Raw genomic sequence first — 24,698 nt, forward strand, 5'->3', positions numbered from 1 at the left:
CGGAGCCGGCACCGGCCGGGAAGGGACGGGACGGGAAAGTGGCGATGCGGGTGCTGGCCGGCGGGGCGATCCTGGTGGGCGCCGCGACCGTTCCGACGGCCGAGGGGGCCGCCGGACCGGTACCGCGAACCCGGCGGGCCGGCACGCGGCGGGTATGCGACACCCGAGGCGCCTCGGCCGACCACGAAGCGCCGAGCAGCGCCTCGGACGTCCACGCCGACTCTTCGTCCACTGTGGACGAAGGCGGCAGCCCCGGCCTCGCCCGGCCCGGCGCTGGCTTCGGCGCCGGCGAACGGAAGTAGCCGTGACCACCGGACGCCTCGACCCGCACCGCCAGCGCAGCCTGCGTCACGGCGTCGCCGGCACCGTGCCGGGCACGCTGAGCGCGCTCACCGTCACCGGGGGCGTCGCGGTGGCGCCGTCGCCGGGGAGCCGGGTGACCTTCGGGCGCAACCGGCTGGAGGTCGACGTCTGCGTCGGCGAGGAAGACGTGCGGATCAGCCGGGTCCACGGGCTGCTCGTGCGCGAGCGGGACCGCTGGTGGCTCAGCAACACCGGCCGCTCACCGATCCGGCTGTCCGACAGCGTCCTGCTGCACCGCGACAGCGAACCGCTGCCGCTGGCCGACGGCTACACCGCGCTGTTCCTGCGCGGCACGCGCGAGCACGTGCTGGAGCTGCTCGTCTCCGACGGCGAGGCCGAAGTCGCCACCCGCCGCCCGACGCACCCGACGGCGCCGCCGAAACGCTGGCGGCTCTCGCCGGAGGAACACCTCGTGCTGGCGGTGCTCGGGCAGCGCTACCTCGGCTACGACCCCCAGCCGCTGCCGCTGTCCCGGCAGCAGGCGGCCGCCGAGCTCGCCGAGCGGCGGCCGCGCGAGAACTGGACGGCCAAGCGCGTCGAACACCTCGTTTCCCGGGTCCGGCAACGGCTTTCCGGCGCCGGGGTGCACGGGCTGCGGCGCGAGGAGGTGGGGGAGCCGGTGGGGCTGACCCTGACCGTGAACCTGCTGCGGGAACTGGTGCTGTCGACGACGCTGGTGCCGATGGACCTGGAATGGCTCGAACTTCCCGACCCGCCGCCGTTCCCCGGCTGACGGCGGGCCGGTGCCACGGGTTCAGTCGCTGAAATCGCCGTTGAGCGACTGGGTCGATTCGCCGTCCCCGCTGCCGCGGCTCTGGCCCCAGGGCTGTCCGTCCACTGTGGCTGTCGCGTTCACCTCGCCGCCGGCGGACCGCATGACGATGCTGTAGACGTGTTTTCCGGTGTGGGGCGCGAAACTGTACGTGTGGCTCCAGGGCAATTTGACGTTCTTTTCTTCCGTCTTCTCGCCGTCGATGGTGGCGGTGAGCGTGGTGAGGACGGCCGTCCCGTCGATCTTGATCTGGAGTTCGTGCGGCTGGGCCGGGGGAGCGCTCGACGTCGAGGCCGGTGCCGCCGGGGCGGGCGACGGTGTGCCGCCGACGCCGGCCGAGCACCCGGCGAGCAGGACGGCGGCGGCGAGCGCGGGAAGGAGCCTCATGCTCCGACTTTACTGGGGGAGACCGGGTTCGGGTGCGTTTTCGCCGCAGTGCGACGCGCAGGAATCGGCGCCCGCGGTGGTGATGATGGCGTCCAGCCGGTCCCGGGCGCCGGCCAGTTCGCGGGCCGCTTTGTCGATCCGGTCGCGTTCGGTGACCAGGAGCTCGAGTGCTTCCGGGGTCGCCCGGCCGGCCCGGACCGACGGCATGATCGCCTGGATCGACTTGCTCGGCAGTCCCGCCGCGTAGAACTGCTGGATCAGCCAGACCACGCCCACGCCGGACTCCGGGTACGAGCGGTGCCCGCCGGTGCTGCGCTCCGGCACGAGGATCCCTTTTTCTTCGTAGTAGCGCAGGGCGCGCACGCTGACGCCGGTCTTCTCGGCGAGCTCTCCGATGCGCATGGGTCCTCCCGGCGTGATCTGTCCCACAAGACGTTGAACCTCACGTCCACGTCAGATTCTAGCCTGGGTGTCAACCGACCAGGAGGAGCTGAAGTTCGTGGAAAACCGCGCCGCACACCTGCTTTCCCGCCCGATCACCGTGGGCGGCCTGACGCTGCCCAACCGCGTCGCCATGGCCCCCATGACCCGCGGGTTCTCACCCGGCGGTGTGCCCGGGGCGGACGTCGCCGCGTACTACGCCCGGCGAGCCGCCGGCGGGACCGGGCTCGTGATCACCGAGGGCGCCTACGTCGGCCACCCGTCCGCCGGCCAGCACGACCTGGTCTCGCGCATGTACGGCGACGACGCGCTGGCCGGCTGGGCACGCGTCACGGGGGCCGTGCACGACGCCGGCGGGCGGATCTTCGCGCAGCTGCAGCACGTCGGGATGGCCCGCGCAGCCGGGGATCCGCCGCACCCGGAGGCGCCCGCGATCGGCCCGTCGGGACAGCCGCTCGAAGGCACGCGAACCGGGCACGCGATGACGCAGGCCGACATCGACGCCGTGCTCTCGGCGTTCGCCGAAGCGGCGCGCGACGCGGAACGCGCCGGGTTCGACGGCGTCGAGCTGCACGGGGCCCACGGCTACCTGATCGACCAGTTCCTGTGGTCGGGGACCAACCACCGCACCGATCGCTACGGTGGCGGCGTACGGGCGCGGGCCCGGTTCGCCGCCGAAGCCGTCGCCGCCGTCCGGGCCCGGGTGGCGCCCGGCTTCCCGGTGGTCGTGCGGGTGTCCCAGTGGAAGCAGTCCGACTACACGGCCCGGCTCGCCGACACGCCCGAAGAGTTCGGCGTCATCCTCGGGGAGCTGGTCGACGCGGGCGCGGACGCCTTCCACGCCTCCACCCGCCGCTACTGGCAGCCCGCGTTCGACGGCGCCGAGCTGAACCTCGCCGGCTGGGCCAAGAAGCTGACCGGGAAGCCGGCGATCACGGTGGGCTCGGTCGGCCTGGACACGGAGTTCACCGCGAGCCTGGCCGGGGACACCGCGGGCCGCACCGGGATCGACGGCCTTCTGGACCGCCTGGAGGCCGACGAGTTCGACGTCGTCGCCGTGGGCCGCTCGTTGCTCGCCGACCCGGACTGGACGGCGAAGATCCTCGGCGGCCGCGACGACGACGTCATCCCGTTCACGCCCGCGGCCTTGGGCGTTCTCGGCTGAGCGTCCCGATCACCGGACGGCCACAATGGACCTCATGGCAGGTTCGGAGATCACGCGGGTCGGGGTGGTGGCGCACCCGCGCAAGCCGGTGCACGAGTCGGTCGAGGTGCTCGTCTCGTACGCCTCGCGCCACGGCGTCGAGCTGGTGGCGCGGAAGGCCGACGCGGCGCAGGTCGGAGCCGGCGTGCCGGTGGTGCCCGACGCCGAGTTCGCGGCCGGGGTGGACGCGATCGTGAGCCTCGGGGGCGACGGGACGATGCTGGGCGCGATGCGGCTGGCCGTCGAGCGGCCGGTGCCGGTCCTCGGGGTGAACTACGGCAACGTCGGCTTCCTGGTCGAGATCGCGCCGGCGGAGCTGGCCGGCGCGCTCGAACGGATGCATTCCGGGGACTTCGAGATCGAGCCGCACAGCTGCGTCGCGCTGGAGGAGGGCGAGGCGGTCGCGGTCGCGTTCAACGACGTCGTCGTCGGCGGGGCCGAGCCCGGCGCGACGGTGGAGGTCGACCTGCTGGTCGACGGCGCGCAGTTCGGCTACTACCGCTGCGACGCGCTGATCCTGAGCACCCCGACCGGCTCCACCGCCTACAACTACGCCGCCGGCGGGCCGGTGATCTCCCCGGCGGCGGAGGTGCTGGCGGTGACGCCGGTCGCGTCGATGTCGGGCGTCAGCCGCTCGATCGTGTTGCCCGCCCGCGACGTCGTCGCGCCGCGGCTCGCGGCGCCGCGCCGATGGTGCGGGTCGACGGCAACGCGTGGCGGCCGCTGGATCCCGCCACCCCGCTGACGGCGACCCTGCGTCCGGACGCGGCGCAGGTCGTGCGCCTGGACCCCGGGCGGCACGCGCAGCGCAGCCGGGTCAAGCTCAGTCTCCTCGACCTGCCGCTGCGTCCCGAGCAGATGGCCGAGCTCCTGCCGACGGAGGTGCGAGAGGACTTGGCCCGCCTGCGCGAACGCCGGCAGCTGCCGGAGCACTGAACCGTCACGGGGCCGGCGTGAGCGAGTACCGCACGGTCGTCTCGCCTTCAGCGCGGCCGGGCCACGCGGCTGAGCCGGAGCTTTGGCAGGGGCGGGGGACCGCGGGGTCAGGGAGCCCAGGGTGCCGCGACGGTCCAGCTGCTGTCGGCCGTCACCGTCTGGGGCCGGTCGGAGCCCGTGCCGCCGCCCGAGGCGATGTAGACCTGCGAGTCGAAGTGCCGCAGGAACGCGCCCGGGATGTTGAGCGACTCGAACGTCACGCCCGCGCCGCTGAGGCCCGGCCGGGTGCAGAACGTCGCGTCCGCGCGCAGCAGGGCCGAGCCGTCGTCCGGTGAGTTGCGGACGCGGCCGTCCTGGTGACGCAGGTACTGCCCGGGGTAGTTCACCGACTCGAAGGAGTAGCACGAAGATTCCGCGAGCCCGCGCCGCACGGCGTACGTCGCGTCCTGCTTGAGCAACGCGCTGCTGCCGCTGTTCACCACTTCGGTGTAGGCGAGGCCGCCGGCGTGCCGCAGGTACCGGTCGGTGTAGCCCCACGTCGTCACCCGCAGCGACTGCCGCGCGTCGACGGCGAGGGGCACCGAGCTGCGCCACAACGCCGGCGCCGAGACGTCCCACGTCGCGTCGGCGGCGAAGCTCGTCGCGGTGTCCCACGGGTTCGAGCCGCCGCTTTGGGCCAGGTACACGGTTTCGTCGTAGTGCCGCAGATAGCGGCCGGGGAAGTTCAGCGACTCGAACGACGTCCCACCGGCGGCGAGGCCCGGCCGGGTGCACCAGGTGGCGTCCGCGGTGAACGTGCCGCCGGTGTCGCTGTCGATCCGGACGCGGCCGTCGGCGTGACGCAGGAACTTGCCCGGGAAGTCGACCGACTCGAACGAGAAGCAGCGCGGGTCCGCGAGCCCCGCGACGGTCCGGAACGAGGCGTCCTGCCGCGGCCCGTCGGCGCTGCCCGCGGTCAGGACGTCGGTGCGGGCGAAGGAATCCGCGTGCCGCAGGTACCGATCGGTGAACCCGGGCGTGGTCACCCGGAACGACCGGACGTGCCCGAGCGTCAGCGGCACGGCCGCGTTCAGGTTCTTCGACGCGGCGATCAGGTCGGCGTGCGCCGCGCGGACGCGGGCGGTGTCGACCTTCTGCACCCGCCGGTCGTAGGTGAGCAGGCCGTTGTACTCGCCTTCGACGTCGGTGATCTCGGTGTAGATCGACGCCGACAGGCCCTTGGCGGTCATCAGCTGTTTCGCGTCCCGGACCATGCCGGTGTAGCGGTCGTTCAGCTGCGCCGCGCTCGCCATCTGCTCGTAGGCGAAGAAGCCGCCGGTGGGGCTGTACTCGTGGCCGGGGTTGCGCAGGCCCAGACCGCCGAACTCGCCGAGCACCGACGCGCGGTTCCCGGTCGGCCGCGGTGCGTCCGGTCCGGTGTAGACGTGCCAGTCGATGAGGTCGCCGGTGCCCGGGTCACCCTTGGCGGCGCAGCAGTTGATGCCGCTGTGCGGGTTCATCAGCCGGGTCGGGTCGTAGCTCTTCAGGCTGGTCGTGACGCGCTTGGTCTCGTCGAGGTTCCACTCGCCCCAGCCCTCGTTGAAGGGCACGTAAGTCACGACGGCGGGGGAGAAGCGGTGTTCGTCGACGATCTCGCGCGCCTCGGTCTCGAACTCGGCGATCTGCGCCGGGGTCCGGTTCGAGTCCGCCGTCGGTGTCGACGGGATGTCCTGCCACACCAGCAACCCGAGCCGGTCGGCCCAGTAGTACCAGCGCGCCGGCTCGACCTTGATGTGCTTGCGGACCATGGTGAAGCCGAGCTCCTTGTGCTTCTGCAGGTCGGACGCCAGCGCCGCGTCGGTGGGCGCGGTGTACAGGCCGTCGGGCCAGAAACCCTGGTCCAGGGTGCCGATCTGGAACACGAACTCGCCGTTGAGCGTCGGCCGCAGCACGCCGTCCACGTTCTTCGTGCCGACTTCGCGCATGCCGAAGTAGCTGACGACCTGGTCGACCGTCGTCCCCGCGGCGGTGCGCAGCGACACGCGCAGGTCGTAGAGGAACGGGTCGTCGGGCGACCACCGCCGCGCGTCCGGCACCGGCACGGAGAACTCGGTGAAGCCGCCGGTCGCGCTGCCGACGACGGCGCCGCCGGTCATCGACTCGGCGAGCACGGAGTACCCGCTGACGTCACCCCGGCCGAACACCCGCACCCGCGCGGTGTTGTTCGCCAGGTTCGGGTAGATGTCGACCGAGAAGATCGAGGTCGGCGCCGTCGGCTCGAGCCAGACCGTCTGCCAGATACCGGAAGTCGGTGTGTAGAAGATGCTGGACTGGGAGTTGGCCTGCTTGCCGACGGGCTGCTTCTCGCCGCGGCCGTCGGTCGGGTCGTAGACGCGGACGACGATCTCGTCGGCGCCACCGGTGAGCCGCGCGGTGATGTCGGCTTCGAACCGGTCGTACCCGCCCTTGTGCGTGGCGACCTGGACGCCGTTGACCCACACGGTGGCTTCGTAGTCGACGGCACCGAAGTGCAGCTGCACGTTCCGGCCGGCCCAGGCCTGCGGCACCGTGAAGGTGCGGCGGTAGAACATCAGGTCGCGGTTGTCGTTGCGCATGATGCCCGACAGTGCCGACTCGACGGGGTAGGGCACGACGATGCGCTCGGGCAGCGTCTGCCCGAGCGGCGGCGCGGCGTAGCGATCGACGCTGCCACCCGCGCCGGTGGCGGGGTTGAGGAACTCCCACTCCCCGTTGAGGGACTGCCAGTCGGGCCGCGTCATCTGCGGCCGCGGATACTCGGGCAGCGGGTCGGTGGTGCTCACCTGGGAGGTCCACGGCGTGGACAGCGGCGGCGGTTTCGGGGTGCCGGCGGCGTCCGCCGTGGGCACCACGACGATCGTGCTCAAGAGCGCGAGAACCAGGACGGCGAGACGGCGCATCGGACTCCTCGGGCGGGCTCGGACTGGTGGTCACCGCCCCTCACACGCACGACGCCCGTTCGAGGTTGAGTCTCGAACGGGCATCGTGGGAGAGCAGCCTGCTGCCGTCGGGTCAGGGGACGCGGATCCGCGGCTCGGTCTGCTTCTGCACCTGCTCGAAGTCGACCTCCGGCGCCAGTTCGACGAGCGAGAGCCCCTCGGGCGTGACGTCGAGAACGCACAGGTCGGTGATGATCCGCTGGACGACGCCGCGGCCGGTGTAGGGCAGCGTGCACTCGTCGACGATCTTGGGCGAGCCGTCGCGGGCGACGTGCTCCATCAGCACGATGACCTTCTTCGCGCCGTGGACCAGGTCCATCGCGCCCCCCATGCCCTTGACCATCTTGCCGGGGATCATCCAGTTCGCGAGGTCGCCCGCCGCGGAGACCTGCATCGCGCCGAGGATCGCGGCGTCGATCTTGCCGCCGCGGATCATCCCGAAGGACAACGCCGAGTCGAAGAACGACGCGCCCTTCCGGACGGTGACGGTTTCCTTGCCCGCGTTGATGAGGTCCGGGTCGACGGCGTCCTCCTCCGGGTAGGGGCCGACGCCGAGGATGCCGTTTTCCGACTGCAGGACGAGTTCGACGTCGTCGGGGACGTAGTTCGGCACCAGCGTCGGCAGGCCGATCCCGAGGTTCACGTAGTCGCCGTCGCGCAGCTCGCCCGCGGCGCGGGCGGCCATTTCGTTGCGGTTCCAAGCCATGTCAGCCGGCCTCCGTTCCGGTGCGCACGGTGCGCTTCTCGATCGGCTTGTCCGCGGCCTGCTCCGGCGTCAGCGCCACCACGCGGTGCACGTACGCGCCCGGCAGGTGGACGTCGTTCGGGTCGAGCTCGCCCGGCTCGACCAGCTGCTCGACCTCGGCGATCGTGACGCGGCCGGACATGGCGGCCAGCGGGTTGAAGTTGCGGGCCGCGTCCTTGAAGACGAGGTTCCCGTGCCGGTCGCCTCGCCAGGCACGGACCAGCCCGAAGTCGGCGACGATCGCGCGTTCGAGGACGTACTCCTTGCCGTCGAGGCTTTGCTTCTGCTTCGGCGGGCTCGCCTTCACGACAGTGCCGGCGGCGTCGTACTTCCACGGCAGGCCACCGTCGGCGACCTGGGTACCGGCGCCGGTGGCGGTGAAGAACGCGGGGATGCCGGAGCCGCCGGCGCGCAGCCGTTCGGCGAGCGTGCCCTGCGGGGTCAGCTCGACCTCCAGCTCACCGCCGAGGTACTGGCGCGCGAACTCCTTGTTCTCCCCGACGTAGGAGGCGACGACGCGGCGCAGGCGGCCGGCGCCGAGCAGGATCCCCAGCCCCCAGCCGTCGACCCCGGCGTTGTTCGAGACCACCTCGAGGTCCCCGGTCCCCGCCTCGAACAGCGCGTGGACGAGAACGGCGGGCACGCCGCACATCCCGAAGCCGCCCACCGCGAGGGTGGCGCCGTCGGGGATGTCGGCGACGGCTTCCGCGGCCGACACGATCACCTTGTCCATGGCCGACATCAGACTGGACGGCGCTGATGTGGTCAACCAGTGAACGCGCTGGACCAGCTGATTGTTCGTCTCACGGTCGAAATGAGTGGGGTAGTGTTCACTGAGTGGACGCCCCTGGAGACCTCGTCGGCCGGACCCACCGAGCGTTGCGCGCGGTCGCGGTCCACGAGCCCGGCGGCGCGACGACGACGGCCGTGGCCCGGGAAGCTGGCCTGCCCCGGCCGACCGTGCACCGGCTGCTGACGTCGCTGCAGGGCGTCGGGCTGGTGGAGCGGGAGCCGGACACCGACCACTGGGTGCTGGGTCCGGAGCTGTACTTCCTCGGCGTGGCCGCGGCCCGGCGCTACGACGTCACGGAGGCCGCGCTGCCCGTCGTCCGGCGGCTCGCGCTCGCGACGGGGGAGAGCGCGTTCTTCTCGGCGCGGCGCGGGGAGGAGACGATCTGCCTGATCCGCGAGGACGGCGCGTTCCCGATCCGCAGCCACGTCCTGTTCGAAGGAGCGCGCTTCCCGCTGGGCGTCGTCTCGGCCGGCATGGTGGTACTGGCCCACCTGCCCGACCGGGAGGTCGACGACTACCTCGGCCGCGCGGACCTCGCCGCGACCTACGGGCCCCAGCACGACGCGGGCGAGATCCGCCGGCACATCGCGGCGACCCGCACGCACGGCTACTCGGTCAATCCGGGCCTCGTGGTGGAAGGCAGCTGGGGGTTGGCGGCGGCGGTGTTCGACCAGGCCGGCTCGCCGCGGTGGGCGCTGACGCTGACGGGGGTGGCACACCGGTTCGGCGGCGACCGGATCCCGCAGCTGGGCGCGTTGCTGCTCCGGGAGGCGCACGCGCTGTCGGAGACGTTGGCGCGCGGGCAAACGCGCCCGTAAGACTCGACCGAGCACCACGCGGGTCCGGCGCGTCGGCGAAACCAGTTTCGAAATTGACTATTTGTTAGGGTGCTCCGATGGAAGAGGAGCTGGACTTCTGGTCGTTCGTCGAGCTGGCCAACCGCCGGCTCGCGACGGAGTACGGCTTCCGCCACCAGCTGGCCACCGAGGTGCTGCTGACCCTCAACCGGGCCTCGGACCTGGTCACCTACGACTTGGAGGCCGCGGTGCACCGGCCGCGCGGCCGGTCGTGGTCGGCGTTCCGGCTGCTGTTCGTGGTCTGGCTGGCCGGGCCCCTGGAACCGAAGAGCGCCGCCCGGCTCACCGGGATGAGCCGGGCGGCGGTGTCGAACCTGATGAAGCCGCTCGTCGCGGACGGCCTGCTCGACCGCGTGCCCGACGAGCACGACGGCCGCTCGGTCCAGCTGTCGCTGACCGAGGCCGGGCGTGCGGAGATGGTCTCGGTGTTCCGCGAGCACAACGAACGCGAGTTCGGCTGGACCGAAGCCCTCACCGAGGAAGAGCAGCGGATCCTGGTGATGCTGCTGGGCAAGCTGATCACCGCCCGGGCGGGGTCCGACACCCGCAGCCGCCGCTGAAACCCGCCGCAGCCGCCCCCTTCCCGGGCCGCGGAGCGGGGGTTACTGTGAGTCGAAGATAGTAAAAGGCTGAACCAAGTCGACCGGCGAAGGAGGCGACCATGGCGTACCACCGCCTAGCGGGGACCATCGGGACGGGGCCGGTCGCGTGATCCCCGGGCTCTTCGCCGGCCTGTGCGACGACGCCGCGGTCTTCCCGCCCGGCCTGGCGCCCCTGCCGGACGCGATCGCCGCGCACGACGCGTACGAGAAAGCTTGGTACGCCGACCTCGTCGGCCCCTTGGTCCTCGCCGCCCCGGCGCTCGACGCCCTGGGCGACCTGCTCAGGCCGCGCGAGACGCCGTTGCCCGTCGCGGTGACGCTGCCCGGCGGCCCCGATCGGCTGCCCGGCGTGCTCGACGCCGTCAAGACGCTGCCGGTGGACCTGCGGGCCCTGGAGATCGCCGTCCCGGAAGGCATGGCACCGGACGAACTCCTCGACGCCGTGTCGGCCGCGAACGCACCGGTGTACGTCGAGATCCCGCGTGACGACCGCCGCCTGCCGCTCCTGCGGGCGCTCGCCGGGACGGGCCACCGCGCGAAGTTCCGCACCGGCGGCGTCCGCGCGGACCTGTACCCCGACGAGACGGAGCTGGCCACCGCGATCCGGGCCGCCGTCGACGCCGGGGTCCCGTTCAAGGCCACCGCCGGGCTGCACCACGCGCTGCGCAACACCGACCCCGAGACCGGGTTCGAGCAGCACGGCTTCCTCAACCTGCTGCTGGCGGCCGCCGACCCGGACCGCGGTGAAGCCCTGCTCGCCGAGCGCGACGGCTCGACGGTCGCCGCGCTGGTGCGAGACCTCGATCCCGGTGCCCGCGCGCGGTTCACGTCGTTCGGCACCTGCAGCATCACCGACCCCCTGACCGAGCTGGCCGCCCTCGGCCTGCTGCCCCGAGGAGAGGCATGACCACGATCGACATCCCCGCCGGTTCCCCGTTCGGCACCGCCAACCTGCCCTACGGCGTGTTCTCCGTCGGCGGCGACGCTCCGCGGGTCGGCGTCCGCGTCGGGGACTCCGTGCTCGACCTGGCTCGCGCGCTCGGTGACGACGTCTTCGCCGCGCCGTCGCTGAACCCGTTCATGGCGCAGGGGTACGACCGCTGGGTGGCGGTCCGCGAGCGGATCACGGCGCTCGTCGCCGGCGAGGTCCCGGACGACGCCGTGCACGCGGTCGACGGCGTCACCCCGCACCTGCCGTTCGAGGTCGCGGACTACGTCGACTTCTACGCGTCCGAGCACCACGCGTCCAACGTCGGGCGGCTGTTCCGGCCGGACGCGGAACCGTTGCTGCCCAACTGGAAGCACCTGCCGGTCGGCTACCACGGCCGCGCCGGGACGGTGCTGGTCTCGGGCACGGACATCGTCCGCCCGAGCGGCCAGCGCAAGGGCGACCCGGCGCCGGTGTTCGGCCCGAGCACGCGCCTGGACATCGAGGCGGAGCTGGGCTTCGTCGTCGGCACGGGCACGCCGCTGAACACCCCGATCGCCCCGGACGACTTCGCCCGGCACGTCTTCGGCGCGGTGCTGCTCAACGACTGGTCCGCGCGCGACATCCAGGCCTGGGAGTACGTGCCGCTGGGCCCGAACCTGGGGAAGAGCTTCGCGACGTCGGTTTCGGCGTGGGTCGTCCCGATCCTGGCGCTGGAGGCCGCGCGGGTCCCGCTGCCCGGCCAGGACCCCGAGCCGCTGCCGTACCTGCGGGAAAGCCGTCCGTGGGGGCTGGACGTCGACCTGGTCGTCGAGTGGAACGGCGAGGAGGTCAGCCGCCCGCCGTACCGCGAGATGTACTGGTCGCCGGCGCAGATGCTGGCCCACCTGACGGTCAACGGCGCGTCGTCGCGCACCGGCGACCTCTACGGCTCCGGCACGATCTCGGGCCCGGAGAAGCACCAGCGCGGCGCGTTCCTCGAGCTGAGCTGGGGCGGCCGGGAGCCGCTGACGGTCAAGGGCGAGGAGCGCAGCTTCCTCCTCGACGGCGACGAGGTGGTGATCACCGGCACGGCCCCGGGCGCGAACGGCGAGCGCATCGGCTTCGGCGAAGTCCGCGGCCGCATCCTCCCGGCCGGCTGAGCCACGCGGATCGGCTCGGCCGCACCTCGGGATTTCGGCGGACCTGCGGATCTCGTCAGCCCCGTTCCGTTTCGCGGCGAATCACCGTGAACCGGCCACCGGTCGCGAACAATTCGTGACTCACCGGCCGGCGCAATTGCGGTAATGATCACTGTTCGCAATTCCCGTGAATACCGCGGCTAGTGCGCGGTCATGTGCGGCAGGAGACGGCGGAGGGCGTCGGACGGTTCGAGCCCCAGTTCTTCGAGCAGCGTGCGCCGGCACTGTTCGTACTGGTGCTGCGCCGCCGCCCGGTTGCCCGCGGCGAGGTGTGCGTCGATGAGGACCCGGTGCGCGCTCTCCCGCAGCGGCTCGGACCGCACCGCGGCCAGCCCGGCGGCCACCGCCTCCCCGTGCCGGCCGGCCGTGGTGAGCCGCTTCGCCATGGCCTCCAACGCATACAGCCGCAGCTGGTGGTACTGCTCCTGCTCCAGCAGCACCCACTCGTTGTCCGACCACTCGGGCAGCAGGTCGGCGGACAGGTCGTCGCGGGTCCGCCGGTCCAGGATGTCGTCGCACCCGCACGACCGGTCGAGGAGGCGGTGCGCGCGGGCCACCGCGTCGTGGATGTCGACGGTGATGCCGCCCGCCAGCGCCATCTCCTGCACCGACGCGTCGATGACGCGGTGCCCGGTGCGCGACGCGCGCCAGAGCGACGAGCGCAGGTTCGCGTTGGCGCGGGGCGTGGTCGCCTCGGGCCACAGGGTTCTTGCCACGTAGGTTCTGGTCCGGGGCCGGTCCTGCAGCGCGAGGAAGGCGAGCAGCCGCTGCGCGCTGGACGACAGCGCCACGCGGTCGTCGTCCACGAGCAGCGTGAAACCCTTCAGCAGCCGCAGTGTCACGATCTGCGTTTCTCCAGTGCGCATCGGCTCCCCAACCTCTGCCCGGCACCGATCGGATCTTCCCCACCCTTGAGCAATTCGCGACCCCGGTGCGAAACGTTACCGGAATTATTGCGGGTGCGGCGTCAACAGGGCGTCACGAAAACGTCATCGGACCTGATCCGAGCTCTTCCAGCCAGTCCCGGACGGCCGCGAGAACCGCTTCCGGCGACGTGACCGCGAGCTGCTTGGCCTCGTCGGTGCCGATCGTGGAGAGGACGCGGACCCGGAGGGCGTCGGGCTCGCCGCCTTCCAGCCACGCACGGAGGACCATGCTGCCGGAACGCTCCTCGGGTGGCTCCACCACCGCAGGATGCGCGCCGGTGTGTCACCGCCGCGTCGACGCCGCGTGTGCGGGCACGTCAACGCGCGGACGGGGAACGCCGCCGTGACGCCGGTGCGACGCGCGGATCGCGGCCCTGCCACGCCACCCCTGCGATGCTGCGCCCCGTACGCCGGAGCCACTTCCCGGCGTGCCGCAGGGGAGGATGGGCATGGGGGATTTCGGGGTCGTCGCCGACGTTTCGACGATCATCGTGGACCGGCTGACCGAGGCGTTGCGCGGACTGGATCCGAACGACCCGCCGACGGCGGTGCTCAGCGACCTCGAGGACCGGCCGAGCCGGGCCACGCTCACGGTCTTCCTGTACGAGATCGCGGAGGACCCCACCTCGCGCAACCGGCCGCCGGTCCGGTCGCTCCCGCCGTCGGCGCCCACGAGCCGCAAACCGCCGATGGCGCTGCTGCTGCGCTACCTGATCACGCCGTGGGGCGGCAACCAGGAAACCCAGCACCAGATGATCGGCCGCGCCCTGCAGGTCTTCTACGACGACGCGATCTGGTCCGGCGAGGAGCTGACGGGCAGTCTGGCGGGCACCACGGAGGCGCTGCAGTTCACGCTGACCCCGCTGACGCTCGACCAGAAGTCGTGGATCTGGTACGCGATCCAGAAGCCCTACCGGCTGTCCCTCAACTACGAGGTCCGGGTCGTCAACCTCGACTCCCTCGACGTCGCCGAGCTCCGGCTCGTGCGCAGCCGCACGATCAGCGGGGCGACGCTGCCATGACCCGCTACTACCCCGTCGAGACCTCCGTCCTGCACAGCCCGGCGTGGTTCGTGCCGTTCGACGAGTTCGCCCAGCGCGTGCGGGCCGCCGACGTGGCCACGGTGCTGGACCGCTTCGACCCGGACGGGAACGTCTGGGTGCCGCAGGACACCCCGGCGATCCGCACGCCGAGCGCGGCGATCGCCTACCCGGAGCTCGGCCGCCGCCGGGAGCCCGGCGCCGAGCCGGAACGGTTCCGCGTCCGCTTCTCCGCCATCGGGCTCGCGCCGCTGTACCCGGCCGACGGCGCGGACTTCGACGCGGGCCTGGGCGGGGTCGAGTTCACCGCGTACCCGTACGACGACGGGCACCCGCCCGCCGTCGGCAGCGAGCCGAGGCTGGTCCGGCTGCTGCCGGGCGTCGCGTTCCCGTACGGGCCCGGCATCCGCACCGTGTACGGCGTCGTCGTCGACGCGGCCACCCGGGCGCCGGTGGCGAACGCGCTGGTCGAGGCGGCCGGCACCACGAGCCGGGACGGGGTCGGGTGGCTGGAGCGCACCCTCACCAACGTCGACGGCGCCTTCCGGCTCGCCCTGCGCTGGGAGGGCGAGCCGGTCATCGGGCCGCCGCCCGTGCAGATCTTCTCCCTCACGGCCACCGAGCGGCCGGGGCGGACCGGGGCCCTCGAAGTCCGGCTGCCCACCGAACGGGACCGCCGGCACGTCATCGAAATCGTCGAGCAGTAGAAGGAGCTGAACCATGCCCGAGTACCTGAGCCCCGGCGTCTACGTCGAGGAGGTCGACGCGGGGCCGCGGCCGATCGCGGGGGTGAGCACCAGCACGGCGGGCATGGTCGGGGTCACCCAGCGCGGCCCGACCACCGGGAAACCGAAGCTGGTCACGAACTTCCTGGAGTACCAGACCACCTTCGGCGGGTTCCTGCCCGAGCCGGACCCGGCGATCCGCGACGCCTGGGCGGAAAACCCGGCCGAGGGCGGCCGCTGGTGGCTGTTCCCGCTGGCGGTCAAGGGTTTCTTCGACAACGGCGGCCAGCGCCTCTACGTCAAGCGAGTCGTCAGCGGTGACGCGCAGGCCGCCACCGGCACCCTCCACCAGGGCCGGGTGAGCCTCGTCGCGCAGGACGCCGCGGCCGGTGCCACCACGCTGCAGCTCACCCACCTGATCGGGTTCACCGGCGCGGACGAGATCGGCATCTTCCGCGGCGACACCGGCACCGCGATCGGCACCGCGACGATCACCGGCTACGACACGACCACCGGCCGGGTCCAGCTCAGCGCGGGACCGACCGAACCGGTGAAGGGGGCCCGCGGGGACTACGTCCAGGCCGGGGACCGCCCGGCGCTCGACAGCCTGCGGTTCGCCGCGTCGAGCCCCGGCGCCTGGGGCCGGACGGTCCAGGTGCGGATCCAGCCGTCGGTGAGCGCCACCCTCTCGGTGCTGCCGGACCCGGGGCAGGGCGAGCTGATCATCACCCAGGTCGCCGAAGACTCCCCGGTGGACAACGCCACGCTCCGGGTGAACGCGGTGCCCGGGCTGGACGCGCTCACCCCGCCGTTCCGGATCCTGATCGGCAACCGGCGCTTCCCGGTGGTCGGGGCGGCCACGGCGGAGGACCACCTGGAGCTCACCTTGGCCGAGGGCACGCGGCACGCCCTGTGGCGGCCCGGGCTCGCCGTGCGCGTGGTGCGTCCGGCCCGTGCCGCCGACGCCGATCCGGACGAGCTGACCCTGCGGATCGGCGGCGCGAACCGGCTCTACGAGGGCGCCGTCACCCAGCTCGACACCGGCACCGGGCTCACCGCGCTGCGCGTCCGCTCGGTGACCGGGGAGATCGTCGCGTTCGAGTCCTTCTCGGCGACCGCGGACGTGCCGGCGGAGATCCTCGAAGGCGACCGGCTCGCTCTCGTCGAGGCCACTGTGGACACCCGGTTCGCCGACCCCGGCGGCGGTTCGGTGACCGAGACGTTCCGCAACCTGCGGCTCACCGGCGAGGCGCCGGGGACCGTGGCGGGCACCCTGGCGGACCAGTCGCGGCTGGTGCGGGCCACCGCGCTGGCGGACCTCAGCAGCGATCCGGCCCAGTTCCCCGTCCCCGCGGCCGGGTCCTGGCTGACGCTGGCCGACGACGGCTCGGACGCGTTCGAAAGCCTCGACGTCGGCGACTTCGTCGGCACGGACGGCGGCAGCGGCAAGCGGACCGGCATCGTCGCCCTCGAAGACATCGACGAGATCGCGATCTGCGCCGTGCCCGGTGTGTGGGCCGGCACCGTCGAGTCGGCGCTCGTGACCCACTGCGAGCAGCTGAAGGACCGCTTCGCCGTGCTGGACCCGCAGGACGGCCTCGACATCGAGGGCATCCAGGCGTTCCGCGAGCCGTTCGACACCAAGTACGCGGCGCTGTACTACCCGTGGCTGGTCGTCAACGACCCCTCGACCGGCCGGTTCGTCGAGGCACCGCCGTCCGGGCACGTCATCGGGATCTACGCCCGCACCGACACCGAGCGCGGCGTGCACAAGGCGCCCGCCAACGCGGTCATCCGCGGCATCCGGCTGACCGACGGCATCGCCCAGGACGTCACCAAGCGGCACCAGGACCTGCTGAACCCCCGGGGGATCAACGCGCTGCGGTTCTTCCCCGGCCTCGGCCAGCGGGTGTGGGGCGCGCGCACGCTCTCCTCGGACACCTCGTGGAAGTACGTCAACGTGCGCCGGCTCTTCCTCTTCCTGGAGGAGTCGATCGACGAGGGCACGCAGTGGGTCGTGTTCGAGCCGAACGACGAGCCGCTGTGGGCGCTGGTGCGGCAGACCGTCGCGAACTTCCTGACCACCGTGTGGCGCAGCGGCGCGCTCGCCGGCACGACCGCGGACGAGGCGTTCTTCGTCCACTGCGACCGCTCCACGATGACCGACGACGACATCGCCAACGGACGGCTCATCTGCGTGATCGGGGTGGCGCCCGTGTTCCCGGCGGAGTTCGTGATCTTCCGGATCCAGCAGAAGACCCGCGAGCCCCAGCTCGTCTGACCACTGAAAGGCAAGGGACATGCCACCTGTGACGCGGGACGACCCGTATGCCGCATACAACTTCCTGGTCATCGTGACCAACGTCAGCGATGACGGTGTCGCGGTGAGCGGGGCGTTCACCGAGGCCAGCGGGCTGGACGTGGAACTGCCGGTGATCGAGTACCGCACCGGCAGCGAGGACATCACCGTCCGCAAGCTCGTCGGGCTCAAGAAGGCCCCGAGCGCGCTGACGTTCAAGCGCGGGGTCACCGGCCACGTCGGCTTCTGGAACTGGGTGAAGGAAGCCCTCGACGGCCGCGTGCGGCGCACGTCCGGCTCGATCGTGATGCTCGACGAAAACCGCCAGGAGGTCATGCGCTGGAACTTCGACCGGGCCTGGCCGACGAAGTACACCGGACCTTCGTTCAACGCGACCAAGAACGAGATCGCCATGGAGACGCTCGTGCTGGCCGTCGAGAGCTTCGTGATCGACGCGTGAGCGGGCGGACATGACCAGCGCGGCGCTTCCCGGCGTTTCCCTGACCTTCGAGCGTGCGGCCACCGGCGACGAGCCGTTGCGCACGGACGTGGCCGTGTTCCTCGGCCGCACCCGGCGCGGCCCGGTCGGCCGGCCCGTGCGCGTCGAGAGCTGGAACGACGTCGTCGGCGAGTTCGGCCCGTCGGACGGCACGTCGGCGACGCCGTACGCGCTGCGCGGGTTCTTCGAGAACCAGGGCCGCACGGCGTGGGTCCTGCGGGTGTCCGGGCCGGCCGAGCCCGCGAGTGCACTGTGGACGGACGGCTTCCGCGTGGTGGCGGCGAGTCCCGGCGCGTGGGCGAACGGCGGCCGCGTCACCGTGCGGTACCGGGCGAGCAGCGTCGCGGGACCGCCGGTGGTCACCGTGCGGGTGCTCGTGCCGGGCGAGCCGGCGGAGATCTTCGCCGGCCTCGCACCCGGCGAGGTCGTCGAGCGGCTCACCGCGTCCCGCCTCGTCCGGGTGGTTCCGGTGGGGGCGGCCGACCCGATCCCGCCGGACGGGCCGATCTCGCGGTCCTGGGACCTGACGCTCTCCGGCGGCACGGACAGCCCGCCGGGACGCGCCGAGTACGCGTCCGCGGTGGTGACGCAAGCCGAGCTGCCGGAGCCGGCCCTGGTGGCCCTGCCGGACCTCGGTGCCGACCTGAGCGGCGCCGACCACACGGCCCTGGTGCTGGACCTGCTGGGGGCCGTGGCGCCGCTGCTGGACCGGTTGGTGCTGCTGGACGTGCCCCCGTCGGTGTCCACAGTGGACGCGGTGGTGGCCTGGGCCGAGACGCTGGCGGGCTTCGGCGACGAGGCGCTGCTCGCCGCGGCGGCGGTGTACCACCCGCCGCTGCGGGCGCCGTCGCTCGACGGGACCGGGCTGCGGACCGTCCCGGCGTCCGGGCACGTCGCCGGGCTGATCGCCCGGCTCGACACCGAGCGGGGCCCCGCCGACACCCCGGCGAACGCCACGCTGCTGGACGCCGTCGACCTGGAGCTGGAGTACCCGGAGGCACAGCAGGTCCGGCTGTTCGAGGGAGGCGTCGACCTGGTGCGGTGCGTGCGCGGCCGGGGTCTCGTGGTGTGGGGCGGGCGGACGCTGTCCGGTGACCCACGCCGCGGGTACGTCGCCCACCGCCGGCTGCTGCACCTGCTGGTGCGGGCCATCCGGCGGGCCGCCGCGCCGCTGGTGTTCGAGGTGAACTCGCCGGAGCTGCGGCTGTCGCTGGTCCGCGCGATCACCTCGGTGCTGCTGGAGGCGTTCCGCACCGGCGCGCTCGCCGGCAGCCGGCCGGAGGACGCGTTCCGCGTGGTGTGCGACGAGACGAACAACCCGCCGGAGCAGGACCCCGGCCAGATCGTGTGCGAGATCGGCGTCGCACCGGCCGTACCCATGGAGTTCATCGCGCTGCGGCTCGTGCTCGGCCAGGACCGCGGCCTGGAGGTGATCGAGCAGTGACGACACCGGTCGAGCAGCTGCTCGCGCTGACCGAGCCGCTGACCAAGTTCCGCTTCCTCGTGACACTCGCACCGGCGGACGTGTACCTGCCGCCGGCGCAGGCCCTGCTGCTGCCGGCGGTGGCGGCGGGCGCCTTCCAGGAGGTCACCGGGATGGGGGCGCAGCTGGAGGTGGTGACCTACGCGGAGGGCGGCCGCAACGACTCCGTGCACCGGCTGCCGCTGCGCCACTCGTGGAACCCGATCACCCTCAAGCGCGGCGTGGTCCGTGACCGGCTCCTGTGGTCCTGGTACGAAACCGGCCTGCACGACTCGCTCGGCGCCCGCCGCGACGGCGCCGTGATCATGCTCGACGAGGCCGGCGTGCCCGCGAAGTCGTGGATCTTCCACGGCGGGCTGGCCGCCAAGTGGACCGGCCCGGACCTGCACGCCGAGCAGAACGCGGTCGCGATCGAGTCACTGGAAATCGCCCACGAGGGCCTGACGGCCGTCCTCTAGGAGACAAGCGCGTGCCCAAGAACCTGATCATCCACAACCTCGAGGTGCGCTTCCAGGTGGAAGGCGACGACGGGGCCCTGTTCGCCCGCCTGTTCAACAAGCACATCCAGGCGTGGGCACGGCTGTACGAAGAAGAGTGCGCCCGCGCCGAGCGCAGCGACAACGACCGCAAGCTCGGAGGAGGTGGCCGGTGAGCGTCACCCCGTTCTCCCTGGTGAGCCAGGGCGCCGACGCGCACCTGGAGATCGAGCAGCCCGAGAACCCGCAGAACGTGCCGAAGCGGATCCCGCTGAAGTTCAACCCGACCGAGTACAAGGTGAGCAAGAGCAACACCTTCGCCGAGATCACCATCCCCGGTCTCGAAACGCCGCCCATCCAGTACGTCCGGGGCGGCAGCGAGTCGCTGTCGGTGCAGGCGCTGGTGGACACGTCCGACACGCTCGCCGACGTCCGGAAGTCCTATGTGGACAACATCCGCGGGCTGATGCGGCCCCAGGAGACCCTGCACGCGCCGCCGATCGTCAAGTTCGTCTGGGACAGGACCGTGTTCCGGGGCGTGCTGGAGAAGCTGGACGTGAACTACGTGCTGTTCGCCAAGAACGGCGTGCCGCTGCGGGCCCAGCTCGACCTCACGCTGAAGGAGTACCGGCCGGCGAAGGAGCAGGCCAACGACCCGCCGCGGTCGTCGCCGACGGTGGAAAAGAGCTACGTGGTGCGCCGCGGCGACACGTGGGACCGCATCTCCGCCGCGGTGTACCGGCGTCCGGACGCGTGGCGGGAACTGGCGCGCGCCAACGGGATCAGCGATCCACGAGACCTGCGGCCGGGGCTGGTGCTGACCGTGCCCCGGCTGCCGTGAAAGGGGGAGGGCGATGACCGCGCCCGCGGGTACCCGGCCCGAAATCGCCGACCCGGACCGCTACGCCCCGGAGTTCGAGGTGGTCGTCGACGGGCTGGTGGCCGACCCGACGACCAAGAACGACATCCTCGACATCAAGGTGCACCGCGACCTCGACGAGATGTCCGGCTTCGACCTCGAGCTGAACAACTGGGACGACGTCACGCTGAAGTTCAAGCACAGCGACTCGGAAAAGCTGCAGATCGGCACGCGCGTCTCCGTCCGGCTCGGTTACGCGGACAAGCTGCTGACCGTCGGCACCGGGACGATCAGCTCGCTCGCGCCGAAGTTCCCGGACGGCGCGTCGCCGAGCGTCTCCCTCACCTGCGTGGACGGGATGCTCGCGCTCAAGGACCGCAAGCCCACCAAGGAGGAGGACAAGAACTTCGTCGGGAAGACCGACTGGGAGATCGCCGAGCAGATCGCGCGCCGCAACAAGCTGGCGTTCGAGACGACCCACGCGGGCCCGCGGCACGACCTGGTGGTGCAGAAGAACCAGTCCGACGCGCAGTTCCTGATGGAACGCGCGAAGCGGATCGACTTCGACTGCTACATCCTGCCGGACCCGGAGACGGGCGTGCAGAAGCTCTACTTCATCAAGCCCACCGACGGCCGTGACAGCCGCCCGATCCGGCTGTTCCGGCTCGCCTACGCACCCGGCCTGGCCACCGGCCCGAGCGGGCAGCCGGCCGGCCTGGTGCCCAACCTCCTCGACTTCACCCCGACCATGACGATCTCCCAGCAGGTCAGCAAGCTCACCGTGCACGGCTGGGACCCGGTCAAGGCGGAGCCGATCGAGTACGTCGCGACCTCGGCGGACCTGCCCGGCGGGCAGAACTCGGCCGACGGGCAGAGCGGGCCGGAAGCGGCGGAGAGCGCGGCCGGCGGCCGCCAAGAGGTGATCGTCGACGCGCCGGTGCTCAGCCAGGAGGAAGCCAAGGAGCTGGCGATCGCGCTGCTGCGGGAGCGGGCGTACGAGTTCATCACCGCGACCGGCCGGGTGGCCGGGCTGCCCGAGCTGCGGCCGGGGGACAACCTCGAGATCTTCGGTCTCGGCAAGCGGTTCTCCGGCACCTACTTCGTCAAGCGCGTCGAGCACGCCCTCAACTCGAGCGGCTTCTTCACCACGTTCACCGGCCGGCGGATCTTCCAGGGGGACAAGAAATGACGGCGATGCCACGCGCCATGGCGAGCGACCAGCGCTTCTACGGCGTCGCGCCCGCGGAGGTCGTGCAGAACGACGGGGACGACGAGGGCCGGGTCAAGGTGAAGTACTACTGGCTGGACGGCGGCGCGTCGATCAGTCCTTGGATCCGGGTCAGCCAGCTCCACGCGGGTGCCGGCTACGGCTCGGTGTTCGTGCCCGAGGTGGGCGACGAGGTGCTGGTCGCGTTCTTCCAGGGCGACATGCGGCAGCCGTACGTGCTCGGCGGGCTCTACAACGGCAAGAAGAAGCCGCCGACCGCGCACCAGGACGGCGTCGACCAGAAGATCATCCGCACCAAGGCCGGGCACCGGATCGTCTTCGACGACCAGGCGAAGGAGATCACCATCAGCACCGCGACGGGTGCGAAGGTGGTGCTCAAGGACAGCGGCGAGATCACGCTCGAAGCCGCGACCGTGACGGTGAAGGCGTCCGGCATCGACCTCGGCGGCGGCTCGACCGAGCCCGTCGTGCTCGGCAACGCGCTCCTGCAGGCCTTCGTCCAGCACACCCACCCGGCGCCGGGCGGCGTCACCGGTCCCGCGACGCCGCTGCCGCCGTCCGTGCTCGCGAAGAAGGTGAAGGCGACGTGACCGAACCCTTCCTCGGTACCGGCTGGCGGTTCCCGATCCTGCCCGACGAGGCCGGCCGGCTCTCCTACGCCGTCGGCGAGACGAGCATCGAGCACTGCCTGCGCGCGCTGCTGCTCACCGCGACCGGCGAGCGCGTGATGCGCCCGGACCTCGGCACGAAGGCGAGTGAGTCGGTGTTCGCGCCCGGCAGCGTGCAGAACCTGCGCGAACTGGAGCGGTCGATCAGCGACGCGGTCCGCGACTTCGAGCCGAGGGTGGAGCTCTCCGACGTCCTCGCCGAGGCCGACCCGGCCGACGAGTCCCGGGTGACGGTCTCGGTCGAGTACCGGATCCGGCGCACCAACACCAAGGCCAACCTGGTGTTCCCGTTCTACCTCGGGCTGACGGGAAGCACGCCATGACCCTGCCCGCGCCGAAGCTCGACGACCTGACCTGGGCCGACCTGATGGCGGCCGTCACCCGCCGCATCCCGGCGGAGTCCGGCGGAACGTGGACGTTGCACGCGCCCGTCGACCCCGGGATCACGCTCCTCGAACTGTTCGCCTACCTCCTGGAGCAGCGGCTCTACTGGCTGGACCAGGCTCCGGACGAACTCGTCGTCGCGATCCTCAAGCTCCTGGGCCTCGAACCGCCGCGGCCCGCGCAGCCCGCGGCCACGGTCCTCGCGCTCACCCCCGATGCGGAGACGCCGACGGTCGTGCCCGCCGGGACCGCCTTCGCCCGCGATCCGGCCGCGGTCATCCGGTTCACCCTCGACGACGAGGTGACGGCGTTCCCGGTGTCGGGCGAGGCGACGGTGTTCACCGACCGCGACCGCACCGCCGATCTGCTGGCGCGTCGTGGGGTGCCGCTGCTGGGCACCGACGGCTCGGCCGCGTCGGCCCGGTTCACGGTGCCGCTCGACGGTTCCCACCCCGCATCCGGTTGGTTGTCGGTGCTGGTCGAACTCGACTCGCCGGTGGCGCCGTCCTGGTCGTCCGCCGCGGTCGCCGTCCGGCCGCCCGCGGACCTCACGTGGTCGTGGTTCCGGCCCAGCGGCGACGCTTCCGGGACGTTCGAGGAGGTCCAGGACGGCACCGGCGGGCTGCGGCGGTCCGGGGTCGTGCGCCTGCGACCACCGGCCGACTGGTCCACAGTGGACAACGGACTGCGGGTGTCTACCCCGGCCGCGACCTACGCGTCGCCGCCGCGGCTGCTGCGGCTGGCGGTCAACGTGTCGGGTGCCCGCCACGCCGAGCGTCGCACGGTGACCGACCTGGCGGACCAGACCGACGACTGGCTGAAGCTGCCCGGCCAGCGGCTCGTGCTCCCGGACGCCGCCGGCCGCCTGCTCACCGCCTGCCTGCGGCTCGCCGGCGAGAAGTGGGGACCCGTGGCGGACTTCGCCTTCGGCGCGTCCCGGGACCGGATCTTCTTGCTGGACCGCCCCGACGGCGCGCTGGTGTTCGGCGACGGGCTCACCGGCCGGATCCCGCGTCCGTCCGGCGACGTGCTGGCCGAGTACACGATCGGCGGCGGCCGCGACGGCAACGGCGGGCTCACCGGTAACTGGCTGCCGGTGGACGACTTCCCGGTGCGGGCCGCGAACCTGGTCCAGGCCGAGGGCGGCGAGGACCCGGAAACGGTGGCGCAGGCGCGTGACCGGGCCGCGGGCGCGCTCGGCGAGGTGACCCGGGCCGTGACGGCCGAGGACTTCGTCACGCTGGCCGTGACGACTCCCGGGGTGGCGGTCGGGCGGGCCTACGCCGGGATCGGCGAGCACCCGGGGTTCCCGTGCGCGCGGGTGCCCGGCGCGGTGACGGTCCACATCGTCCCGGCGGTGCCTCAGAGTTCCGCGCCCGAACCGGATCCGGGCATGCTGTGCGCGGTGGCGGACCGGCTGGCGGAGGCCCGGCTGCTCACGGCCGAGGTGTTCGTGCGCGCCCCGGCGTACCGGGACGTCCGGCTGCGGGCCGACCTGTCCGGCAGCCCGGCAGACCGGGCGAAGGTGTCCACTGTGGTCGGTGACGCGCTGCGCCGGTTCCTCGACCCCCTGCTGGGTGGCGACGACGAGACGGGCTGGCCGTTCGGCGAGGCCCTGCGGCCGTCGGCGTTGCTGCGCGCGGCCCAACAGGCGCTCGGGGACCTGGCGGACGTGGCCGCGGTGGCGATCGGCATCGACGGCGCGGAACCGTCGGAGACGTGCGACGACGTGCCCCTGCGGGCGGGAGAACTACCGGTGGTGCGGGAAGTCCGGACGCGCGTGGTGCCCACGGCCGGGCCGGGGGAGGGCTTGCTGTGACGCTCCACTCGAGGGTCGTGAGTGAGAAACAGTGTTCTAACCCTGTTTCTCACTCACGTCGGTGTCGTAGACCTGGCTGATGGTCAGGACGCGGGCTTCCTTGCCCTCGAGCACCCGGTCGCCGAG

28 protein-coding genes are annotated in these 24,698 nt (G+C 72.1%); 21 read left to right on the forward strand and 7 right to left on the reverse strand.

Annotation, left to right across the window (positions count from 1 at the left end):
* The first annotated feature begins 38 nt into the window (after nucleotides 1-38).
* Nucleotides 39-302, forward strand: a complete 264-nt coding sequence (locus tag AB0M59_RS03725) for a hypothetical protein (RefSeq protein ID WP_364607986.1) — start codon at nucleotides 39-41, stop codon at nucleotides 300-302.
* Nucleotides 303-304: 2 nt separating this feature from the next.
* The gene (locus tag AB0M59_RS03730; protein ID WP_364607989.1) at nucleotides 305-1,096 is read left to right on the forward strand and encodes an FHA domain-containing protein; all 792 of its coding nucleotides are present in this window, start codon (nucleotides 305-307) and stop codon (nucleotides 1,094-1,096) included.
* Nucleotides 1,097-1,117: 21 nt separating this feature from the next.
* Here the strand turns inward: AB0M59_RS03730 and AB0M59_RS03735 are convergent, their stop codons facing one another.
* Nucleotides 1,118-1,522: a hypothetical protein gene (locus tag AB0M59_RS03735; protein ID WP_364607992.1), complete on the reverse strand. Its 405-nt coding sequence runs from the start codon at nucleotides 1,520-1,522 to the stop codon at nucleotides 1,118-1,120.
* A gap of 9 nt (nucleotides 1,523-1,531) precedes the next feature.
* Nucleotides 1,532-1,924 (reverse strand): MerR family transcriptional regulator, encoded by a 393-nt coding sequence (locus tag AB0M59_RS03740; RefSeq protein ID WP_364607995.1) that lies wholly within the window; start codon nucleotides 1,922-1,924, stop codon nucleotides 1,532-1,534.
* 67 nt (nucleotides 1,925-1,991) lie between these two features.
* On the opposite strand from AB0M59_RS03740, the gene AB0M59_RS03745 reads away from it, so the two are divergent.
* From AB0M59_RS03745 to AB0M59_RS03755, 3 genes are read left to right on the forward strand one after another with little or no spacing between them, the layout of a single operon-like run.
* Complete coding sequence (locus tag AB0M59_RS03745; RefSeq protein ID WP_364607997.1) at nucleotides 1,992-3,128, forward strand: 12-oxophytodienoate reductase; 1,137 nt, start codon at nucleotides 1,992-1,994, stop codon at nucleotides 3,126-3,128.
* A gap of 34 nt (nucleotides 3,129-3,162) precedes the next feature.
* The gene (locus AB0M59_RS03750) at nucleotides 3,163-3,912 is read left to right on the forward strand and encodes an NAD(+)/NADH kinase (protein WP_364608000.1); all 750 of its coding nucleotides are present in this window, start codon (nucleotides 3,163-3,165) and stop codon (nucleotides 3,910-3,912) included.
* Nucleotides 3,858-4,103: a hypothetical protein gene (locus AB0M59_RS03755; protein ID WP_364608003.1), complete on the forward strand. Its 246-nt coding sequence runs from the start codon at nucleotides 3,858-3,860 to the stop codon at nucleotides 4,101-4,103. Before AB0M59_RS03750 ends, AB0M59_RS03755 begins: the two co-directional genes overlap by 55 nt.
* A gap of 107 nt (nucleotides 4,104-4,210) precedes the next feature.
* Here AB0M59_RS03755 and AB0M59_RS03760 read toward each other — a convergent pair whose 3' ends face one another.
* The 3 genes from AB0M59_RS03760 to AB0M59_RS03770 all read right to left on the reverse strand — a co-directional run bounded on the left by AB0M59_RS03760 (nucleotide 4,211) and on the right by AB0M59_RS03770 (nucleotide 8,538).
* Nucleotides 4,211-7,021, reverse strand: a complete 2,811-nt coding sequence (locus AB0M59_RS03760; RefSeq protein WP_364608006.1) for an AbfB domain-containing protein — start codon at nucleotides 7,019-7,021, stop codon at nucleotides 4,211-4,213.
* Between the two features lie 112 nt (nucleotides 7,022-7,133).
* The gene (locus tag AB0M59_RS03765; protein ID WP_364608008.1) at nucleotides 7,134-7,766 is read right to left on the reverse strand and encodes a CoA transferase subunit B; all 633 of its coding nucleotides are present in this window, start codon (nucleotides 7,764-7,766) and stop codon (nucleotides 7,134-7,136) included.
* 1 nt (nucleotide 7,767) lies between these two features.
* Nucleotides 7,768-8,538, reverse strand: coding sequence for a CoA transferase subunit A (locus AB0M59_RS03770; RefSeq protein WP_364608011.1), 771 nt, complete (start codon nucleotides 8,536-8,538; stop codon nucleotides 7,768-7,770).
* Between the two features lie 104 nt (nucleotides 8,539-8,642).
* Between AB0M59_RS03770 and AB0M59_RS03775 the strand changes: the two genes are divergently transcribed.
* From AB0M59_RS03775 to fahA, 4 genes are all read left to right on the forward strand, one after another.
* A complete protein-coding gene (locus tag AB0M59_RS03775; RefSeq protein WP_364608014.1) occupies nucleotides 8,643-9,416 on the forward strand; it encodes an IclR family transcriptional regulator in 774 nt (257 codons plus the stop codon).
* Between the two features lie 77 nt (nucleotides 9,417-9,493).
* A complete protein-coding gene (locus tag AB0M59_RS03780) occupies nucleotides 9,494-10,015 on the forward strand; it encodes a MarR family transcriptional regulator (RefSeq protein ID WP_364608017.1) in 522 nt (173 codons plus the stop codon).
* Between the two features lie 148 nt (nucleotides 10,016-10,163).
* On the forward strand, nucleotides 10,164-10,964 hold the full coding sequence (locus AB0M59_RS03785; protein WP_364608020.1) for a hypothetical protein: 801 nt from the start codon (nucleotides 10,164-10,166) through the stop codon (nucleotides 10,962-10,964).
* Nucleotides 10,961-12,127 (forward strand): fumarylacetoacetase, encoded by a 1,167-nt coding sequence (gene fahA, locus AB0M59_RS03790; protein ID WP_364608023.1) that lies wholly within the window; start codon nucleotides 10,961-10,963, stop codon nucleotides 12,125-12,127. Before AB0M59_RS03785 ends, fahA begins: the two co-directional genes overlap by 4 nt.
* Nucleotides 12,128-12,306: 179 nt before the next feature.
* On the opposite strand, the gene AB0M59_RS03795 is transcribed toward fahA, so the two are convergent.
* Both AB0M59_RS03795 and AB0M59_RS03800 read right to left on the reverse strand, forming a co-directional pair.
* Nucleotides 12,307-13,032, reverse strand: coding sequence for a BTAD domain-containing putative transcriptional regulator (locus AB0M59_RS03795; protein ID WP_364608026.1), 726 nt, complete (start codon nucleotides 13,030-13,032; stop codon nucleotides 12,307-12,309).
* Nucleotides 13,033-13,144: 112 nt separating this feature from the next.
* Nucleotides 13,145-13,351, reverse strand: coding sequence for a hypothetical protein (locus tag AB0M59_RS03800; RefSeq protein WP_364608029.1), 207 nt, complete (start codon nucleotides 13,349-13,351; stop codon nucleotides 13,145-13,147).
* Nucleotides 13,352-13,541: 190 nt separating this feature from the next.
* On the opposite strand from AB0M59_RS03800, the gene AB0M59_RS03805 reads away from it, so the two are divergent.
* The 12 genes from AB0M59_RS03805 to AB0M59_RS03860 are packed head-to-tail and all read left to right on the forward strand — an operon-like array spanning nucleotide 13,542 to nucleotide 24,572.
* Nucleotides 13,542-14,114, forward strand: coding sequence for a DUF4255 domain-containing protein (locus tag AB0M59_RS03805; RefSeq protein ID WP_364608032.1), 573 nt, complete (start codon nucleotides 13,542-13,544; stop codon nucleotides 14,112-14,114).
* Nucleotides 14,111-14,839, forward strand: a complete 729-nt coding sequence (locus tag AB0M59_RS03810) for a carboxypeptidase regulatory-like domain-containing protein (RefSeq protein ID WP_364608035.1) — start codon at nucleotides 14,111-14,113, stop codon at nucleotides 14,837-14,839. The genes AB0M59_RS03805 and AB0M59_RS03810 overlap by 4 nt, the downstream gene beginning before the upstream one ends.
* 13 nt (nucleotides 14,840-14,852) lie before the next feature.
* The gene (locus AB0M59_RS03815; RefSeq protein WP_364608038.1) at nucleotides 14,853-17,138 is read left to right on the forward strand and encodes a phage tail sheath C-terminal domain-containing protein; all 2,286 of its coding nucleotides are present in this window, start codon (nucleotides 14,853-14,855) and stop codon (nucleotides 17,136-17,138) included.
* A 19-nt stretch (nucleotides 17,139-17,157) separates the two neighbouring features.
* Complete coding sequence (locus AB0M59_RS03820) at nucleotides 17,158-17,616, forward strand: phage tail protein (RefSeq protein ID WP_364608041.1); 459 nt, start codon at nucleotides 17,158-17,160, stop codon at nucleotides 17,614-17,616.
* A gap of 10 nt (nucleotides 17,617-17,626) precedes the next feature.
* Entirely contained in the window at nucleotides 17,627-19,099 is a 1,473-nt protein-coding gene (locus AB0M59_RS03825; protein WP_364608044.1) for a phage tail sheath subtilisin-like domain-containing protein, read from the forward strand.
* Entirely contained in the window at nucleotides 19,096-19,596 is a 501-nt protein-coding gene (locus AB0M59_RS03830) for a phage tail protein (protein WP_364608047.1), read from the forward strand. Before AB0M59_RS03825 ends, AB0M59_RS03830 begins: the two co-directional genes overlap by 4 nt.
* Before the next feature lie 11 nt (nucleotides 19,597-19,607).
* Nucleotides 19,608-19,790: a putative phage tail protein gene (locus AB0M59_RS03835; protein ID WP_155543124.1), complete on the forward strand. Its 183-nt coding sequence runs from the start codon at nucleotides 19,608-19,610 to the stop codon at nucleotides 19,788-19,790.
* Nucleotides 19,787-20,455: a LysM peptidoglycan-binding domain-containing protein gene (locus AB0M59_RS03840; RefSeq protein WP_364608050.1), complete on the forward strand. Its 669-nt coding sequence runs from the start codon at nucleotides 19,787-19,789 to the stop codon at nucleotides 20,453-20,455. Before AB0M59_RS03835 ends, AB0M59_RS03840 begins: the two co-directional genes overlap by 4 nt.
* A 13-nt stretch (nucleotides 20,456-20,468) precedes the next feature.
* Nucleotides 20,469-21,662: a type IV secretion protein Rhs gene (locus AB0M59_RS03845; protein WP_364608053.1), complete on the forward strand. Its 1,194-nt coding sequence runs from the start codon at nucleotides 20,469-20,471 to the stop codon at nucleotides 21,660-21,662.
* Complete coding sequence (locus tag AB0M59_RS03850) at nucleotides 21,659-22,291, forward strand: phage baseplate assembly protein V (RefSeq protein WP_364608056.1); 633 nt, start codon at nucleotides 21,659-21,661, stop codon at nucleotides 22,289-22,291. The genes AB0M59_RS03845 and AB0M59_RS03850 overlap by 4 nt, the downstream gene beginning before the upstream one ends.
* Nucleotides 22,288-22,692 carry a GPW/gp25 family protein gene (locus tag AB0M59_RS03855; protein WP_364608059.1) on the forward strand — a complete coding sequence of 135 codons (405 nt, stop codon included), beginning with the start codon at nucleotides 22,288-22,290 and terminating at the stop codon, nucleotides 22,690-22,692. Before AB0M59_RS03850 ends, AB0M59_RS03855 begins: the two co-directional genes overlap by 4 nt.
* Nucleotides 22,689-24,572 carry a putative baseplate assembly protein gene (locus tag AB0M59_RS03860; protein WP_364608062.1) on the forward strand — a complete coding sequence of 628 codons (1,884 nt, stop codon included), beginning with the start codon at nucleotides 22,689-22,691 and terminating at the stop codon, nucleotides 24,570-24,572. Before AB0M59_RS03855 ends, AB0M59_RS03860 begins: the two co-directional genes overlap by 4 nt.
* Nucleotides 24,573-24,698 lie beyond the last annotated feature (126 nt).

It is taken from the genome of Amycolatopsis sp. NPDC051371 (assembly GCF_040682155.1).
Taxonomy (GTDB): domain Bacteria; phylum Actinomycetota; class Actinomycetes; order Mycobacteriales; family Pseudonocardiaceae; genus Amycolatopsis.